Source organism: Deinococcus koreensis (assembly GCF_002901445.1).
GTDB lineage: Bacteria > Deinococcota > Deinococci > Deinococcales > Deinococcaceae > Deinococcus > Deinococcus koreensis.
Genome location: NZ_PPPD01000001.1, coordinates 2,047,498 through 2,062,711 on the forward strand (window position 1 = coordinate 2,047,498; position 15,214 = coordinate 2,062,711).

Genomic DNA, 15,214 nt, shown 5'->3' on the forward strand with positions numbered 1-15,214 from the left:
CGCCCAGCCCCCTGTTCGGCGCCTCCGCCCACCGTTACCGTCTCCACACCCGCCCTTTGCTAGACTTCCCCCATGACGATGCTGCGGCAGACCAAGCAGCGCGTGGCCGTAATCGAGGTGCTGCGCGGCGCGCGCTCCCACCCCGACGCGGCGTGGATTCACGCCCAGGTGCGCGAGCGGCTGCCCAGCGTGAGCCTGGGCACGGTGTACCGCACCCTGGACGCCCTGGTGCGCGACGGCGTGGTCGTGACCCTGGAGCGCGCCGGTCAGGCCACCCGCTACGACTACAAGCGAGACGGCGAGGCCCACCACCACGCGGTCTGCCGGGGCTGCGGGATGATCTTCGACATCGACGCCTCCGCCCTGCCCAATGTGCCCCAGCCGGCCTTCCCGGCGGGCTTCCAGGTCACCGACGTGCGGCTGGAATTCCTGGGCGTGTGCGCAGACTGCGCGGCCAGCAGCGCGGAACGCCTGAACTGAGCTGAGGCGGCCCGAACCCCTGGCGTCCGGAACGGGCGTATCCAGCTCACCTGCACTCTGAAAAGTAGCTTGCATCCCAAAGCGGCCGCTCTGCCGGGCGGCGCGGCGTACCATCGGGCATGACGCAGCTGCTGGTGTTTCTGGCGTTCGTGCTGGCCCTCGTCGCCCTGCAACGTGCCCGCAGCGCGGATCGCCGGGTGGCGGAGGTCATGGAGCGGCTGCGGCGGCTGGAGGCGCAACTGGCGGAGAGATCCGCTCTCCCCGCTGAAGGGGCCACGCCGGTCGCGGCGCAGGCTGCGGCGACGCGGCCGCCCAGTCCGGCCGGTGTGCCGGTGCCCCCACCCGTCTGGCCGGAGGATGTCCAGGCCGCGCCGCTCGATCTGAGACCCGCCGCGCCTGCGCCGCCCGCTCGTCCGCGGGGGCCCTCGATCTGGGGGCCGGAATTCAGCCGGGCGCGGATCAGCGTGATCGGCGGGGCGCTGGTGCTCTTTGGTCTGGCCTTCACCCTGCGGGCGCTGGGGCTGCCCGCCTGGACGCTGCTGCTGGCGGTCTTCGCCTTCGGGGGCCTGCTGTACGCGGTGGCCCGGCATACGCCGCAACCGGTCTCCGGCGCGCTGCGCGGCCTGGGCTACGGCGTGGCCGCGCTGGGCGTGGGCAGCCTGGCCCAGCGCCTGCCGGACGACTGGGGGCCGGGCGCAGTCATGCTGGGGCTGCTCGGGCTCAGCGCCGCGCTGGCCTGGGATGGACAGCGCCGCCGCCAGCCGCTGCTGGGCGCCCTGGCCGTGGGTGGCTCGGCGCTGAGCGTGTGGCTGCTGGCCGACGACCTGGGCCGCGTGTCGATCCTGGCGGCGGGCGCGGTGATGGGGCTGGCCGGGCTGGCGGTGGCGGGAGCGCGCGTGGCGCTGGCCGCCGCCCCGGAGCTGGACGCCCCCGAACTGGACGCCTCCGAGCTGGACGTTCCGGGACTGGCTGGACGCCGGGCTGGTCAGCTCCCGTCCGCCGAGGACTGGCGCGTGGCCCTGGCCCTCACGCTGGGCGCGGCCGGCGTGGTGCCGCTGGGCTGGCTGGTCGCGTCGGCGAACCACCAGTCGGCGTGGTGGAACGCGAATCCGGACGACACCAGCGGGCTGCTGACCCGGGCGCTGCTGCTGGACGGCGCGGCCGCACCCGGACAGCCGGCCGGGCTGCTGGTCTGGGCCGCGTTCGGCGTGCTGGCCCTGGCCCCCACGCTGGCCCTGCTGCGTGGCCCGGCCCTGCCCGACCGCTCGCGCACGGACACCCGCCTGCGACTGGCGGGCGTGTGGGCCGGGCTGGCGCCGTACCTGCCGGTCATGCTGGCCGTGGGCGTCGGCCTGAACGGAGAGGGCCGAAGCGTGGCCGGCGCGCTGCCGGTGCTGGGGCTGCTGCTGGCCCTGCTGGCGGCGGCGGCGTGGGCGTGGCGGCTGGTCGGGCCCCCTGGCCGCGTCTCTGAAGAGGGTGGGGAGACGGGTGCCCCGGAATCCGGTCTGCCCGGCGCCCTGGCCGGCGCCCTGACCGCCGCCACCACGGGCGTGCTGGGCGCGGCGCTGGTGGCGCTGCTGGGCCTGCGGAGCCAGCCCTCGGCGCTCGCTGGCGTGGCGCTGGCGCTGCTGCTGCTGGGGCTGCACGGCCGCAGCCGGGTCTGGCTGCGGCTGGGCGCGCTGGGACTGGCGCTGGTCGCCGCCTGGAGCGTGCTGGTGGGCCTGGGCGGGCCGTCGGGGAGCCTTGTCCTGGGCCTCCTGCCGCCCCTGATCGGTCTGGCGGGGGCCCTGCGCCTGGCCGCCGACCGCTGGGCGACGATGCCTGCGGCGGCGCCGCCCGCCGCCCCGGAGCCCGGATCGCCCGCCGCCCCTTCTGGTGCGCCGCGCCGCGCCGCCTCCTGGCTCGCCACGGCCAGCAGCCTGATCCTGGTGCTGGCCGTGGGCGACCGCCTGTGGCCGATGCTGGCCGTAACGGTCACGCTGGCGGTGGCGCTGTGGCTCAGCCAGGCACCGTCCCTGGGCCGGCGCCGGATCACGGGCAGCGCGTTGGCCGGCACCCTGCGCGCCGCGGCGCTGCCGGGCCTCGCGCTGGGCGGGCTGTGGCTGCTGGCCATGTTCGAGGACGGCCCCCATCCGCTGGCCGCGCTGCTGGGCGCCCTGCTGGCGGGTGGGGGTCTGCTGTGGTACGCCCGCCACCGCCTGACCGAGGGGCTGGCCCTGGCCCTGCTCACCGGCGCGCTGGCCCTGGGCCTGGGGGGCGAGGAACTGGAGTCCAGCGTGCCCGCCGCGGCCGCTGTGGTGGCGCTGCTCTCGGCGCTGGTGCCGCGTGCCCTGCCCCCGGTCAGGGTGGACATGCTGCTGGGGCTGGGGCTGCTGGGCGGCTGGCTGGGCACGCTGGCCGGCACGGCGGGGCGCCCCGGCCTGAATCTGTGGCTGGAGGCCGGCACCCTGCTCGTGCTGGCCGTCTGGCTGCTCACCCGCACTCCGGCCGGTCAGGCGTGGCTGCGGGCGGCGTTCCCACCCTCTGCCCACGGCCTGGAGGCTCTGCCGCCCGTGCCGGCGAACAGGTTCGCGCTGTGGCTGGCTGCGCTGGTCGCCCCGCCGATCCTGGGCCTCAGCCTGTTCTCGCCCACTGCGGGCGGTTCGTGGTACTCGCTGGCCAGCCTCGCCATGCTGCTGGTCGGTCTGCAGACCTGTGTCCAGGCCTTCCGCGAGGCCCACTCGCCCGACGCCCGGGCCCGCTGGACGGCGGGTGTGGTGGTCATGATCGCCGCCGGTCTGAAGGGCGCCACGCTGGACGCGCTGGTCTACCGTACCCCTGGCGTGGCGGCGGGGCTGGCGGTGCTCGTCTCTGGCCTGAGCCTGCTGCTGCTGGCGGTGCTGGCGCCCCGGCCCCCGGCGGCGCCCACCACCGCGGCGGAGGCGTCCGGGCCGGCGGAGCCCGCCTCGCTGGGCTGACCCGGCGTCTCAGCCCAGGTCGGCCTGCACGAAGCGCTCGCGGCCGCTCAGATCGGGGTGAACCGTGGCCTGCCAGCCGGCGGCGCGCAGCTCGGCGGCGAACAGGGCGGCGTTGCGCGGGTCGAGTTCCAGCAGCAGCGGGCCGCCCGGAGCCAGGGCCGAGCGGGCCTGCGCGGCCAGGGCACGGGCCACCTCCAGGCCGTCCGGGCCGGCGTACAGGGCCATGTCCGGGTCGTGGCGGACTTCGGGCTGGGCGCCGTCGCGGTCGTGATCCGGCAGGTAGGGCGGGTTGCTCAGGATCAGGTCGAAGTGGCCGTCCAGGCCGCTCAGCAGGTCGGTGTGCACGAAGGCGACCTCCAGCCCATTCAGGGCCGCGTTCTCACGGGCCAGGGCCAGGGCCTGCGGGCTGAGGTCGGTGGCCGTGACCCGGGCGTCCGGGCGAGCGGCCTTCACGCCCAGCGCCAGCGCGCCCGTGCCGGTGCCCACGTCCAGCACGCGGGGCGCCGCTCCGGGCGCGAGTCCCTGCAGCGCCAGGTGCAGCAGCCACTCGGTCTCGGGGCGCGGCACCAGGGCGCGGGCGTCCACGCGCAGGCGCACGCCGCCCCACTCCAGCTCGCCCAGCAGGTACTGCAGCGGTTCGCGGGCGGCGCGGCGGCTCAGCAGCCCCTCCAGAAGGCCGGCCTGCCGGGGATCGACGGTCTCGGCCCCGCGCAGCAGCAGCGCGGCCGGCGAGAGCCCCAGGGCGCGCTCCAGCAGGGCGCGGGCGTCCACCTCCGGCGAGGGGACGCCCGCGTTGCGCAGGGTGATCACGGCCGCGCGCAGCGCCGCGCGGATGGTCTGCGGCGCCGCGCCGGGCTTTCCCGTCACGTGGCCCGCCTAGCCGTGGCGGGGCTTGATGATCAGGCGGCGGCTGGCCCCCTCGCCCACGGACTCGCTCATCACGTCCGGGTGCTCTTTCAGGGCGATGTGGATGACGCGGCGTTCGGCGGCCGGCATGGGCTGCATCTCGTGCACCTCGCCGCTCTTGGCGACCTGCACGGCCAGGCGTTCGGCCAGTTTGGTCAGGGTGTCGGCCTGACGCTTGCGGAAGCCGCCGATGTCCACCCGCACGCGCAGCTCGCTGCGGCCCTCCTGCTTGGCCAGCACGGTGTAGGCCAGCACCTCGATGGCGCCCAGCGTGCGCCCGTCGCGGCCCGCCAGCTTCGCGGCGTTCTCGCCGGTGATCTCGGCCTCCAGCGCGTCCTCCGTTTCCTGCACGCTGACGCTCAGCTCGGGGTCGATGCGGGCGATCAGGCCGCGCAGGAAGCGCTCCAGCACCACCACCGGCGCCTCGTGGGCCGCTTCCAGGGCGGGTGGGGCGCTGGGAGCGGCGTCCGGGGCAGGCGGCGGCAGCTCGCTCTCATCGGCGCCGGCAATCCCCAGCCCCGCGAGGTAGTCGTCGAGGTTCGTCCGGTTGTCCATACCGTCCAGTCTAGCGTCCGTGCCGGGCTCCGTTCTCACGACCTTCCCATGCGCCCGCCCATCCTCCCGCCCGTGCCGGATGGTCACGGTGCCGAACGCTGCGCCGCCACTGCCTGCGCGAAGCTCCGGGCGCTGCGCTCCAGCATCCCGTAGACCTCCTCGAAGCCCCCCAGGCCGCCGGTATACGGATCGGGCACGTCGGCGCCGGGGGCCAGCGGGTCGAAGTCGCGCATCAGGATCACGCGGGCGTGGGCGGCCGGGGGACTCAAGCGGCGGGCCTCGGCGGCGTTCTGCGCGTCCATGGCCAGGATGACGTCCTGGCGCTCGAAGTCGGCCCTGGAGAGCTGTCTGGCCCGGCCCTCCAGTTCCAGCCCGTGCCGGTGGGCGACCTCGCGGCTGCGCGGGTCGGCTGGGCGACCGACGTGCCACTCGCCCGTGCCGGCGCTGTCGACCACGGCGTCCACCCCGGCGGCGGCCAGTTCCCGGCGCAGCAGCGCCTCGGCCAGCGGGCTGCGGCAGATGTTGCCCAGGCACAGCGCCAGCACGCGCAGGGGCAGTTCTGTCCGGGGCAGCTCAGTCACGGGGAGCCCTCCTGGGCAGGCCGTACACCAGCGCCCGCAGCAGCCATTCCAGCGGCCCCGTGCCGAAGCGGCGCAGCCACCACGCGCTGATCGGCAGCTGCAGCAGGCCCACGCCCAGCGCCAGCGCCAGACAGGCGGCGGCGCCCCAGCGGCCCCACTGCGCCCCGGCGTAGGGGTAGAACACGGTGGTCATGACCAGGCTCTGGGCCAGGTAGTTGCTCAGCGCCACCCGCCCGCTGGCCGCGAAGGCCCGCAGCGGCCCCAGGCGGCCCCGCACGGTGAGCAGGCCGACTACGCCCACGTAGCCCAGCGCCGAGGCCAGCCCGCCGCTCATACGCACCGGGATCGCCAGCAGCCCGGCCGTCAGGTCGGAGCGGGTGTTGAGCCAGGCCAGCAGCACGCCCAGCGGCAGGCCCAGGCTCAGGCCGCCCACCGCCAGCCGCCGCAGCAGGGGCCGGTGCTCGTGCGGGCGCAGCAGCAGCCCCGTGCGCCCCGCCGCCGCGCCCAGGCAGAACAGCGCGAGCAGCCAGGGGCCGTTGTACACGCTGCCGCCCAACAGGGTCGAGGAGAAGTCCGAGGCCCGCTCGCCCAGGAGCTGGGCATAGCTCTCGCCGGGCAGCAGGGTCGGCAGCCCGGTAAAGCGGCTCTCTGGGCCGTCGCCCACGCTTCCGGCGGCGGCCAGCAGCCCCAGGCCCAGCCACCACACCCCCAGCGCGCCCGCCAGGGTCACCAGCGAGCGGGCGCCCAGGCGGGCCGTGAAGAGCAGCAGCACGCCCAGCAGCGCGTAGTTGCTGATGATGTCGCCGTGCCACACCAGCACGTAATGCGCCGCGCCCACCGCCAGCAGTACCCCGTGCCTGAGCAGAAAGGTGCCCACCCCCTGCCGCGCGAGCAGCCCCGCCGCGCCCCAGCCGAACAGCATGGCGAAGATGGAGATGAAGCGCCCGTTGGCGAACACGTCGGTGAGCACCTGCACCACGCGGTCGGCGCCGAGCTGCTGCCACTCGCGGAAGCCCGCGAAGTCCTGCATGTTCACGACCAGGATGCCCAGCAGCGCCATCCCGCGCAGCACGTCCGGCAGCGGCGAGCGCTCCTTCACCGGGCCGCGCTCGGCCGGAACGGCCTCCAGGGCCTCGGCGGAAGGCCGGACGTCCTGGGGCACAGCATTCAAAGGTGCAGCCTCCAGGAGTCCAGCGTCCGGCAGCGGGGTGGGCGCGGTCATGGCTGCAGGCTAGCGTCTGGGTGCGGCGCCGGAGCTGAGGCCGGGTTGAGGATCATGCGCCTCAGGAAGCCCTCGTCCACCCTCACTCCTCATCCCTCATCCCTGTCCGCACCCCGCCCAGCATCAGCCCGCCCGCCACGCCGCCCAGCACGCCCAGCGCCCCGCAGGCCAGCGCCACCGTGCGGAAGGCGTCCCCGAAGGCGGCGTTCACGGCCTCCCGGGCCTGGGCGGGGGCGCCCGGGGGCAGCTTCAGGTCGGTCAGGCGGGTGGCCTGGGAGACCGCCACCCGGCGCAGTTCCGCTGAGGCGCCGGCCGCGCGCAGGCGGGTGTCCAGCGCGCCCCGGTAGCTGCCGACCAGCAGCAGGCCCAGGGTGGCCACGGCCAGCAGGCTGGCGGCGCGGGCCACGGCGTTGTTCACGCCGCTGGCCACGCCGCTCTGCTCGCGGGGCACGCTGCCCATGACCGTGCTCGACAGCGGCGCCACGGTCAGCGCCATGCCCAGCCCCAGCACCAGCGCGCCCGGCAGGATGGCCGTGAGGTAGGAGCCCTGCCCCAGCCCCAGCAGCGCGAAGCCCACCCCGGCCAGCGCCGGCCCCAGCGTCAGGAACAGCCGCGGGCCGTGGCGGTCGGAGAGGCTGCCGAAGAGGCCCGAGAGCCCCGCCAGCAGCAGCGAGAGCGGCAGCAGCGCCGCGCCGGCCTCGGTGGCGCTGAAGCCCCGCGAGCCGATCAGGGCCAGCGGCAGGTACAGGCCCACCGCGCCCAGCGCGCCGTACAGCAGCAGGGTGAGCAGGTTGGTGCCCACGAAGACCCTGTTTCTGAAGAGGCCCAGCGGCAGCATGGGCTTGTCGCTGCGCGACTCCTGCCACGCGAAGGCCAGGAAGCCCAGGGCGGCCACCGCCAGCGATCCCAGCGCCACCGCGTCCCAGCCGCCCTCGCCGGCGCGCGTGAAGGCGTAGGCCAGCCCGCCCAGCCCGGCCGTGATGCTCACGGCGCCCGGCCAGTCGGGCCGCGCCCCCGGCGCGCTGGTTTCGGGCACGCGCGGCAGCAGCGCCAGCACCCCCACCGCCAGCGGCAGGTTGATGAAAAAGACCCACCGCCACGAGCCCAGGTCGACCAGCACACCGCCCAGCACCGGCCCCAGCAGGGTCATGACCGAGCTGGCCGCGCTCCACAGGCCCACGCCGCGCCCCCGGCGCGACTCGTCGAACACCGCGCCGATCATCGCCAGGCTGCCCGGCACCAGCAGCGCCGCGCCGACGCCCTGCACGGCGCGCGCCACGATCAGGGTGCCCAGGTTCGGGGCCAGCCCGCAGGCCAGCGAGGCCAGCGCGAAGAGGCCCACGCCCCAGGCGTAGACCCGTCGCCGCCCGTAGGCGTCGCCCAGCGCCCCGCCGGCCAGGGTCAGCGCCGCCAGCATCAGCGCGTAGGCGTTCACCACCCACTGCACCCCGCCCGCCGTGGCGTTCAGGTCGCGCTGCACGGCGCTCAGGGCCACGTTGACCACCGTGCCGTCCAGGAAGGCCAAGCTGGAGCCCAGCACGGTCGCCGCCAGCGTCCAGCGTTCAGGGGGGCTCAGGGGGGCGGGTCGGGCGGCGGTGGCCATGCTCCAGCGTAGGCGACCCGGCTCAGGGGTGGGGGGCGGGATGCTACCGAATCCGGCCGGGTCATACGGGATTAAGATGAGTTGCAAGCATGGACACGCTGCCACTGCACCCGTACCGAACCGTCACGGAACTTGAAGCGTCGTATCGATCGGCCCACCGTCCGGTCGAACGCTCCCGCTGGCACATCCTGTGGCTTAAAGCCAAAGGGTATCCCCCGCGCCAGATCGCTGATGCCACGGGGTACAACCGCAACACCATCAGCACCCTGGTGCGCCGATACAACCAGCACGGCCCTGAGGCGGTGCGCGACAAACGTCAGGACAACCACTCCGACCCCGCCCTGACCCCCGATCAGCAGCGGCAGCTCTCGGAGGCGCTGATGGAGACCCCGCCCAGGGGCGGGGTGTGGACGAGCGGCACCGCCCAGGCGTACATCTACGAGCACTTTGCGGTGGCGATCACCGAGGTGTGTGCGTGGGGGTATCTCAAACGCCTGGGGTTCAGTGTGCAGCTGCCACGTCCCCGTCACCATCTGGCGGCCGATCCAGACGTGCAGGCGGCGTTCAAAAAAAAGTAGCCCAAACATTGCGCACGGCGCAGGCAGCGTACCCGCACCAGCGGGTACGCCTGTTTGTTCAGGACGAAGGCCGCGCTGGGCTCAAACCTGTGCTCATGCGGGTGTGGGCCAAGGTCGGCCAGCGACCCATCGCGGTGCAGCATCGGGGGTTCCAGTGGCTCTACGTCTATGTCTTCGTGGAACCGGTCACCGGCACGAGTGACTTCTTGATCCTGCCGACAGTGAGCACGGCGGTCATGCAGGTGGCCCTGGCGGCCTTCAACGATGCGGTGAATCCGACTGGGCGGGACATCATCGTGCTGTTGCTGGATGGTGCGGGCTGGCACACCAGCCCGCAGCTGACCGTGCCCCCCACGATGCTGCTGGTCACGTTTCCCCCCTACACCCCGGAGCTGTCCCCAGCAGAACCGCTGGTCGGTCGAGTCAAGCGTCCCCTGGCGAACCGAACCTTCACGACCCTGGATGACGTGCAAGACGTCTTGAGCCACGAGTGCCAGCGCTTGATGGCGTCACCGTCCGAAGTGCAGTCGCTGACCGCTTTCCCCTGGATACGCCATGCCCTGAATTCATGTTAGTCCGGTATCAGTCCTCCGCGCCAGCTGCGGAAAGTGAGGTGGCTTGCACCCGGCCTCTATCTATCGGAGTACGATAAAGTCAACCGATAGTAAGTGGTCGGCCGCGCTGGCCGCCAGGAGGCCGCATGGACGCGAACCTGCTCAAAGGACACCTCGACCTGATCCTGCTCGCCATCATCGAGGGGGAGCCCAAGTACGGCCTGGAGATCATCAAGGAGGCGCAGCTCCGCACCGACGGCTACTTCGACCTGAAGGTGGGCAGCCTGTACCCGGCCCTGCACCGGCTGGAGCAGGCCGGCTGGCTGAGCGGCGACTTCCAGCCCGCCCCGCGCGGCGGCGCCCCGGTCAAGTACTACCGCCTGACCGAGAGCGGCGGCCGCGCCCTGCGCGACAAGCGCGAGCAGTTCAGTACCTTCAGCCGGCAGGTGGGGCGGCTGACCTCCGGCATCTGAATCCTCGGCGCGCCTCCACACCTGCATCTCCCCGTTCACCCGCTTCGAGTGCTCCCTGGAGGACACCATGAGTGAGGACGATGACCTGAGGACGTACCTGAACCGCGCGACCCGGCGTCTGCAGCGCCACCGGGCGCAGGAGATCCGCAGCGAACTGCTCGGCCACATCGGGGCCCGCGTGGAGGACTTCCGGCTCGCCGGCTTCAGCGACGCCGAGGCCCTGCGACGAACCCTGCGGGAACTGGGGGAGCCGGGCTTCGTCCAGGGCGGGATGCAGCGCGTGTACCTGTGGCCCGGCGCCCTGCGCCTGAGCCTGCTGGGCGCGCTGGCCTGCGGCGCGCTGGTGACCCTGCTGAACATCTCGGCGCTGGCGCAGGTGCAGGGCTACCACCCCGCCTTCACGCCGCTGCCCGGCCCCTACACCTACGTGGACACCGGCAGCCTGCGCCAGGAGCTGGAAAAAGCGGGCGTGCAGGTGCAGGGGCCCCCCGACGCCCCGGTCTTCAGCCTGCCGGGGCAGGGCGGCGCCGTTCTGATCGACACCGGGCAGGGTGCAATCGGGCAGACCGACCCCTCTTCGACGGAGGCCGGCGCCGAGAAGACGGCCTTCGTGAGCCGCACGCTGATCCGCGATTACCTCAGCGGGCGCACCTTCATCGACCTGAACGCCGTGGTGGCGGCCGCCGTGCGCGCGGGCCTGGACGCGCGGGTGGAGGGCTGGCTCAACCCCCGCCTGCACCTGGGCACGGTGACCCTGGCGCTGGGCACGCCCGAGCAGCCAGTGGACGCCTCGTCCCTCTACCCGGTCGCGCTGGCCCCGCTGGCCCGCACCCTGGGCCTGGCCGAAGCGCGCAGCGCCCGCCTGGACGACGTGAACGTGTTCAGCTACCACACCCTGAAGGTGGACGCGCCCGCCGGCACCCTGTACGCGCTGGTCACGCCCCGCCGGCTCTCGCGGGGGCTGGGGCGCGGCGACGTCCGGGTGCTGGCCTACGATCTGGCGCCGGTCGGCCCCGGCGGCGCGCTGGAATTCCGCCTGCCCTACGAGCTGCCATACCTGGAACTGGGCGATGACCCCGCCGCGCTGCGGGCCGCGGCCGCCTGGCTGGGCGAGCAGGCCGACATCACGGCCTATGCCAGCGCCGAGCGTCCTGCGCCGGCCCTGCTGCTGCGCCTGAACGGGCAGCTCAGTGGTCAGACCTACGCGGTGGCCTCCCAGCGCGGCCCCAGCGTCGGCGAGCAGCGCTGAGGCTGGGGCCGACGCGGCGGGCCCGCTCTGACCCTGCCGCGCCCAGACGGCGTCTGCCGTCAGGGGCGGAGATCAGGAGACCCGCCGGGCTGCCCCGAGCGAAGCCGGCGTTCCTGCTCCAGCCCCTGCGCGTCGGTATGCGTGACCGGCACGGCGATGGTGATCAGGATGGCGCTGTTCTCCAGGGCCACGACCTCGTGGGGAACGCGGGCCGGCAGCGTGACCAGTCCGTGGGGGCCGAGTTCCAGCCGCTGGCCCTGCGAGCTGAACGCCACCCGGCCGTCGAGCACCAGCACGCTGATGGGGCCGGGGGCGGTGTGCTCCGGCAGCCCCTGACCCGTCACCAGCACCATCAGCAGCAGGGTGAAGTCGGCGTCGCGCACCAGGGTGAGCGAGTCGCGCCCGTGCTCCCGCAGGGGAGCCTCGCTTCGCAGGCGGGCCAGCTGGGCGGCCAGGTCGTAGCGGTGAAGGGCGATGGGGTGCGGCCGGTCGGGTCTGCTCTCGGACATCCAGTCCTCCCTGTGGGGTGCCTCCCAAGTCTGGGCCGTGCGGCCTTTGTCCGTCCTGTGGTGTCTCTAGCGTACCGCTTCGGCCTCCTGAGTGGAGGGTTGGCCCCTGGCCCCTCTCCGGCCGTGCGCACCGGGTTCCTGCTGGCTTCCTCAGTCCCGCCGCACCACCAGCGGCCCGCGCGGCCCCAGCGTGATGCCCGGCTGCGGCGTGGCGTCGCCCCGCACGGCCCGCAGCGGCGGCAGTGCGCCCAGAACGTCGTGAATCAGCATCTGCGCGAGGTGCATTCCCAGGCACAGCCGCTCGCCGCCGCCGAAGGGCAGGTAGGCCCAGGCGGGCGGCTTGTCGGCCCAGCGCTCTGGGCGGAACTCGCCGGGGGCGTCCCACAGACCCGGGTCGCGGCCCGTCAGGTAGGGCGAATACAGGGCCAGCGCGCCGCGCGGCACCCGCACGCCGTCCCACACCAGGTCGCGGCCCAGACGGCGGCTGCCCATCCAGCCCGGCGCGTACAGGCGCAGCGTCTCCTTGAGCACGGCCCCGTGGTGCTCGGGGGCGTGCCACTGCGGATAGCGGGCCAGATGCCAGAGGGCGTAGGCGAGCGCGTGCGTGGTCGTGTCGTGCGCCGCCGCGAGGCTCACGCGCGTTTCCTCCAGGCCGCCGGGCAGCGGCGCCAGCACGGCCAGCAGGTCGTCGCCGCCGGCCGTCAGGCGCTGGTGGGCCAGCCGACGCAACTCGGCGTTCACCCGCAGGAACAGCCCCGGCCTCGGCAGGGCCGGCACCGGGAAGGGCTGCCGGAGCGGGGCCAGGAAGGCGTGCAGCAGGCGCGGGCTGAACTCACCGCTGAAATAGGCCGCGTTCAGCAGCGCCAGCACGGCGCGGTCGGCCCAGGCCAGGGCGTCGAACTCGCCCTGGGGCACCCCCGGCAGCGCGGCCTGGGTGCGCTCCCGCAGCACCTCCAGATGGCGCTTGCCGAAGCCCGGATTCATGGTCTGGCGGCGCGGCCCGTGTCCCGGCGCGTCGCTCAGGATCACGCCGCCCGACAGGTAGGGCACCACCGCTGAAAAGCTGCCCGCGCTGCGGAAGGTGCCCAGGTCGGTCAGGAAGCGCCGGTTCCAGGCGGGCGAGAAGCCCACCACCGCCGGCAGGCCCAGGCGCAGGCGGAAGACGTCCTTCCCGGCGGCGCGGGCACGGGCGGCGCCCTCCTCGATCAGCCCCAGCGGCGCCAGGGCCCAGTCCTGCAGGTGGCCATTGCCGGGGCGGGTGGGCGGCTCGGGCAGGGAAGCTAGTGAATGCCGAATGGCCACACCTCACCCCTGCCGGGCGTCTCGCGGCCGTCCAGATCGTCGTACTTGAGGCCCAGCAGCGAGCCCGCGCCGTTCCAGCCCGAGAGCATCGACAGAGGCACCCCGCCGCCCGGATGCACCGTGCCGCCGACCTGCAGCAGGTTGCGCAGCGGCGGGATCGACCAGCCGGGGCGCAGGCTGCCGCCCAGGCCATGCGGCGCCCGGCCGTACAGCGCGCCCCCCTGCGCCGTGCGGGCGTAGTCGGCGGGCGAGAGGGCCTGCCAGTCGTCGATGTCCAGCGGGAAGCGGGCCTGGAGGGACCTCAGCAGCCCCTCGGCATACGGGCGCGGGTCGCCCACCACCTCGGGGCGGGGCGGGGCGTTCACCAGCAGGAAGGCGCGCTCGCCGTCCAGGTGCAGGTAGAGGGTCGGGTCGCCCGGCAGCCGACCGGCCCGGATGTCGCGCCACTCGCGGGCGTAGTCGGCCGGCCAGAAGAGGTGGTGGGCGCGGCCCATGTCCTCTGTCAGGCGCAGCTGCACGGCGAAGCCGCTCACGCCGCGCGGGGTGGCCCGCTCGTTCAGGCCCAGCCACCCCAGGGTCAGGGCGCGGTCGGCGGCGCTGATCCAGGCGTCGGCGGCGAAGGAACCCCGGCTGGTGTGGGCGCCCAGCACGCGGCTGCCGTGCACGCTCAGGTGCTCGACCTGCGTGCCGAACTCGAAGCGCACGCCCAGCGCCTCGGCCTGCGCGTGGAGGCGCCGGGCCAGTCCCAGCAGGCCGCCCTGCAGGTGCCACACGCCGTAGCCCAGCTCCACCCAGGCGATGTTGTGCAGCACGGCCGGGGCGCGGTACGGGTTGGCCCCCAGGTAGGTGGCGAAGCGCAGCCAGAAGGGGGTCAGGAACGGGCCGGAGCGCACGTAGCGCCTCAGGGGGGTGCCGGGGGCAGCGGCCCGGCCTCTGGTCAGGGCGTAGCGCGCCAGGGCCACGCGCCCCGGCGGGGGCCGGAACAGGAAGGTCGGCGCGGCGTCCTCGTACATGCGCCGCGAGGCCGCCAGCAGCTGCGTGTAGCGCTGGCCTTCCTGCCGGGAGAGCTGCGAGAGCGTCGGCTCCAGGCTGCCCGCCACGCGCAGGGCCTGGGGGGCGAACGTGCGGCCGCCCAGAGCGTGGTAGGTGGTGGTGGGGGTGGCCGCCTCCAGTTCGGGCGCTTCCCAGCCCAGGCGGGCGTGCAGGGCGCGGAAGATCTGCGGCATGGTCACCACGGTCGGGCCGCTGGAGAAATCGCTGAAGCCCAGCGCCGCCTTGCCGCCCGGCCCCTCCAGGGAGTCCAGCACGGTCACCCGCGCGCCCGCCTGGGCCAGCCGCAGCGCCGCCGCCAGCCCCGCGAAGCCCGCGCCGATCACGGCGACGTGCTGTGGCGTGCGTTTGTTCACCCGCAGAGGATAGGCCATGTGGAAGCCGGCGCAAGGGCGCCGTGTCCCCTGGCCGGCCCGTGCTCATCCGGCCTGGTCTGCCTCCCTACTTCGGCAGGCTCAGGGTGTAGGCGAGCAGGGGCCAGGAACTCAGCCGCCGATCTCCCCGCCAGACGTTCAGGACGCCGCCGGCGCGGGCTCCCGCGTCCGGGTTGCCGACCTCCAGCTCGTAGCGGTACCCCGCCCGCGTCCAGACATAGCGCTCCCGGCCCTGGGCGGTGGTCGTGTGCACGCCGCCGGTGAGGAATACGCCCGGCGTGCCGCCCCGGTTGCGGCTGGCGTAGGTCACGCGCCTACCGGCCTCCCAGACCGTGATGGAGTGCTTCGCGGTGGCCGCCAGCACCGCCGCCTGCGGCACATACCGGCAGCGGAACGTCCCGGCAGGCACGCGGAATTCGTTGATCCGGCTCAGGCGGTAGGCCGGGTCGCTGACATTCTCGATGTTCGAGCGGTGCACGAAGAAGCGCGGCGTCTGTGCGGCGGGCTGGCCGGCCGGGGTCAGGGGCGTGTAGACGTTGCCCGCGCCGGCGTCGTCCCGCTCCATACGGAAGGGGGAGGTGCGGCGCTGGTTCCCGATCCATTCAGACAGGGTCGCCGGCCCCGGCACGCGGGCAGGCGAGGTCACGGCCAGCACCCGCGCCGGCGTGTCGCACCAGAAGCGCACCTGTTGCCAGGTGCCGATGTCCGCGTAAGACCCCTCGCGCCAGCCGGCCGCCCCGGTGCCCGGAACCAGCGTCAGAACCCCCAGCAGCGCCCCGCATCTCCACTTGTGGTCGGTCATGCCCTGAGCCTGGGTTCCG

The 15,214-nt window shown here is 74.1% G+C and carries 15 protein-coding genes; 6 read left to right on the plus strand and 9 right to left on the minus strand.

Annotated features, from left to right (window positions below; genetic code table 11):
- Nucleotides 1-72: 72 nt before the first annotated feature.
- Nucleotides 73-480 (plus strand): Fur family transcriptional regulator, encoded by a 408-nt coding sequence (locus CVO96_RS09765; protein ID WP_103312067.1) that lies wholly within the window; start codon nucleotides 73-75, stop codon nucleotides 478-480.
- Nucleotides 481-599: 119 nt separating this feature from the next.
- The gene (locus tag CVO96_RS21085; RefSeq protein ID WP_165795264.1) at nucleotides 600-3,437 is read left to right on the plus strand and encodes a hypothetical protein; all 2,838 of its coding nucleotides are present in this window, start codon (nucleotides 600-602) and stop codon (nucleotides 3,435-3,437) included.
- A gap of 9 nt (nucleotides 3,438-3,446) precedes the next feature.
- Here the strand turns inward: CVO96_RS21085 and prmC are convergent, their stop codons facing one another.
- From prmC to CVO96_RS09795, 5 genes are all read right to left on the minus strand, one after another.
- Nucleotides 3,447-4,271, minus strand: coding sequence for a peptide chain release factor N(5)-glutamine methyltransferase (gene prmC / locus CVO96_RS09775; RefSeq protein WP_103313406.1), 825 nt, complete (start codon nucleotides 4,269-4,271; stop codon nucleotides 3,447-3,449).
- Nucleotides 4,272-4,313: 42 nt separating this feature from the next.
- Nucleotides 4,314-4,898 carry a Jag family protein gene (locus tag CVO96_RS09780; protein ID WP_103312068.1) on the minus strand — a complete coding sequence of 195 codons (585 nt, stop codon included), beginning with the start codon at nucleotides 4,896-4,898 and terminating at the stop codon, nucleotides 4,314-4,316.
- Between the two features lie 83 nt (nucleotides 4,899-4,981).
- On the minus strand, nucleotides 4,982-5,479 hold the full coding sequence (locus CVO96_RS09785) for a low molecular weight protein-tyrosine-phosphatase (protein WP_243398271.1): 498 nt from the start codon (nucleotides 5,477-5,479) through the stop codon (nucleotides 4,982-4,984).
- Nucleotides 5,472-6,701 (minus strand): DUF418 domain-containing protein, encoded by a 1,230-nt coding sequence (locus CVO96_RS09790; protein WP_103312069.1) that lies wholly within the window; start codon nucleotides 6,699-6,701, stop codon nucleotides 5,472-5,474. Before CVO96_RS09790 ends, CVO96_RS09785 begins: the two co-directional genes overlap by 8 nt.
- An 82-nt stretch (nucleotides 6,702-6,783) precedes the next feature.
- Nucleotides 6,784-8,304: an MFS transporter gene (locus CVO96_RS09795; protein ID WP_103312070.1), complete on the minus strand. Its 1,521-nt coding sequence runs from the start codon at nucleotides 8,302-8,304 to the stop codon at nucleotides 6,784-6,786.
- Nucleotides 8,305-8,393: 89 nt separating this feature from the next.
- Between CVO96_RS09795 and CVO96_RS09800 the strand changes: the two genes are divergently transcribed.
- The 4 genes from CVO96_RS09800 (at nucleotide 8,394) to CVO96_RS09815 (ending at nucleotide 11,158) form a co-directional block, all read left to right on the plus strand.
- Nucleotides 8,394-8,882 (plus strand): winged helix-turn-helix domain-containing protein, encoded by a 489-nt coding sequence (locus tag CVO96_RS09800; RefSeq protein WP_103310445.1) that lies wholly within the window; start codon nucleotides 8,394-8,396, stop codon nucleotides 8,880-8,882.
- A complete protein-coding gene (locus tag CVO96_RS09805; protein WP_279326991.1) occupies nucleotides 8,780-9,457 on the plus strand; it encodes a transposase in 678 nt (225 codons plus the stop codon). The genes CVO96_RS09800 and CVO96_RS09805 overlap by 103 nt, the downstream gene beginning before the upstream one ends.
- Nucleotides 9,458-9,582: 125 nt before the next feature.
- Nucleotides 9,583-9,909, plus strand: a complete 327-nt coding sequence (locus tag CVO96_RS09810) for a PadR family transcriptional regulator (RefSeq protein ID WP_103312071.1) — start codon at nucleotides 9,583-9,585, stop codon at nucleotides 9,907-9,909.
- Between the two features lie 67 nt (nucleotides 9,910-9,976).
- Nucleotides 9,977-11,158, plus strand: coding sequence for a permease prefix domain 1-containing protein (locus CVO96_RS09815; RefSeq protein ID WP_103312072.1), 1,182 nt, complete (start codon nucleotides 9,977-9,979; stop codon nucleotides 11,156-11,158).
- Between the two features lie 59 nt (nucleotides 11,159-11,217).
- Here the strand turns inward: CVO96_RS09815 and CVO96_RS09820 are convergent, their stop codons facing one another.
- From CVO96_RS09820 to CVO96_RS09835, 4 genes are all read right to left on the minus strand, one after another.
- Nucleotides 11,218-11,667 carry a cupin domain-containing protein gene (locus CVO96_RS09820; protein ID WP_103312073.1) on the minus strand — a complete coding sequence of 150 codons (450 nt, stop codon included), beginning with the start codon at nucleotides 11,665-11,667 and terminating at the stop codon, nucleotides 11,218-11,220.
- A gap of 150 nt (nucleotides 11,668-11,817) precedes the next feature.
- Nucleotides 11,818-12,969 carry a cytochrome P450 gene (locus CVO96_RS09825; RefSeq protein ID WP_279327003.1) on the minus strand — a complete coding sequence of 384 codons (1,152 nt, stop codon included), beginning with the start codon at nucleotides 12,967-12,969 and terminating at the stop codon, nucleotides 11,818-11,820.
- Complete coding sequence (locus CVO96_RS09830) at nucleotides 12,948-14,375, minus strand: phytoene desaturase family protein (protein ID WP_243398272.1); 1,428 nt, start codon at nucleotides 14,373-14,375, stop codon at nucleotides 12,948-12,950. The genes CVO96_RS09825 and CVO96_RS09830 overlap by 22 nt, the downstream gene beginning before the upstream one ends.
- Nucleotides 14,376-14,460: 85 nt before the next feature.
- Nucleotides 14,461-15,195 (minus strand): hypothetical protein, encoded by a 735-nt coding sequence (locus CVO96_RS09835; protein ID WP_103312075.1) that lies wholly within the window; start codon nucleotides 15,193-15,195, stop codon nucleotides 14,461-14,463.
- Nucleotides 15,196-15,214 lie beyond the last annotated feature (19 nt).

Bases quoted from the DNA above. Each gene is read 5' to 3' on its own strand.
- CVO96_RS09810 (WP_103312071.1), top strand. From the start codon at position 9,583: ATGGACGCGAACCTGCTCAAAGGACACCTCGACCTGATCCTGCTCGCC.
- CVO96_RS09820 (WP_103312073.1), bottom strand. From the start codon at position 11,667: ATGTCCGAGAGCAGACCCGACCGGCCGCACCCCATCGCCCTTCACCGC.
- CVO96_RS09835 (WP_103312075.1), bottom strand. From the start codon at position 15,195: ATGACCGACCACAAGTGGAGATGCGGGGCGCTGCTGGGGGTTCTGACG.
- CVO96_RS09765 (WP_103312067.1), top strand. From the start codon at position 73: ATGACGATGCTGCGGCAGACCAAGCAGCGCGTGGCCGTAATCGAGGTG.
- CVO96_RS09815 (WP_103312072.1), top strand. From the start codon at position 9,977: ATGAGTGAGGACGATGACCTGAGGACGTACCTGAACCGCGCGACCCGG.
- CVO96_RS09795 (WP_103312070.1), bottom strand. From the start codon at position 8,304: ATGGCCACCGCCGCCCGACCCGCCCCCCTGAGCCCCCCTGAACGCTGG.
- CVO96_RS09800 (WP_103310445.1), top strand. From the start codon at position 8,394: ATGGACACGCTGCCACTGCACCCGTACCGAACCGTCACGGAACTTGAA.
- CVO96_RS21085 (WP_165795264.1), top strand. From the start codon at position 600: ATGACGCAGCTGCTGGTGTTTCTGGCGTTCGTGCTGGCCCTCGTCGCC.
- CVO96_RS09790 (WP_103312069.1), bottom strand. From the start codon at position 6,701: ATGACCGCGCCCACCCCGCTGCCGGACGCTGGACTCCTGGAGGCTGCA.
- CVO96_RS09780 (WP_103312068.1), bottom strand. From the start codon at position 4,898: ATGGACAACCGGACGAACCTCGACGACTACCTCGCGGGGCTGGGGATT.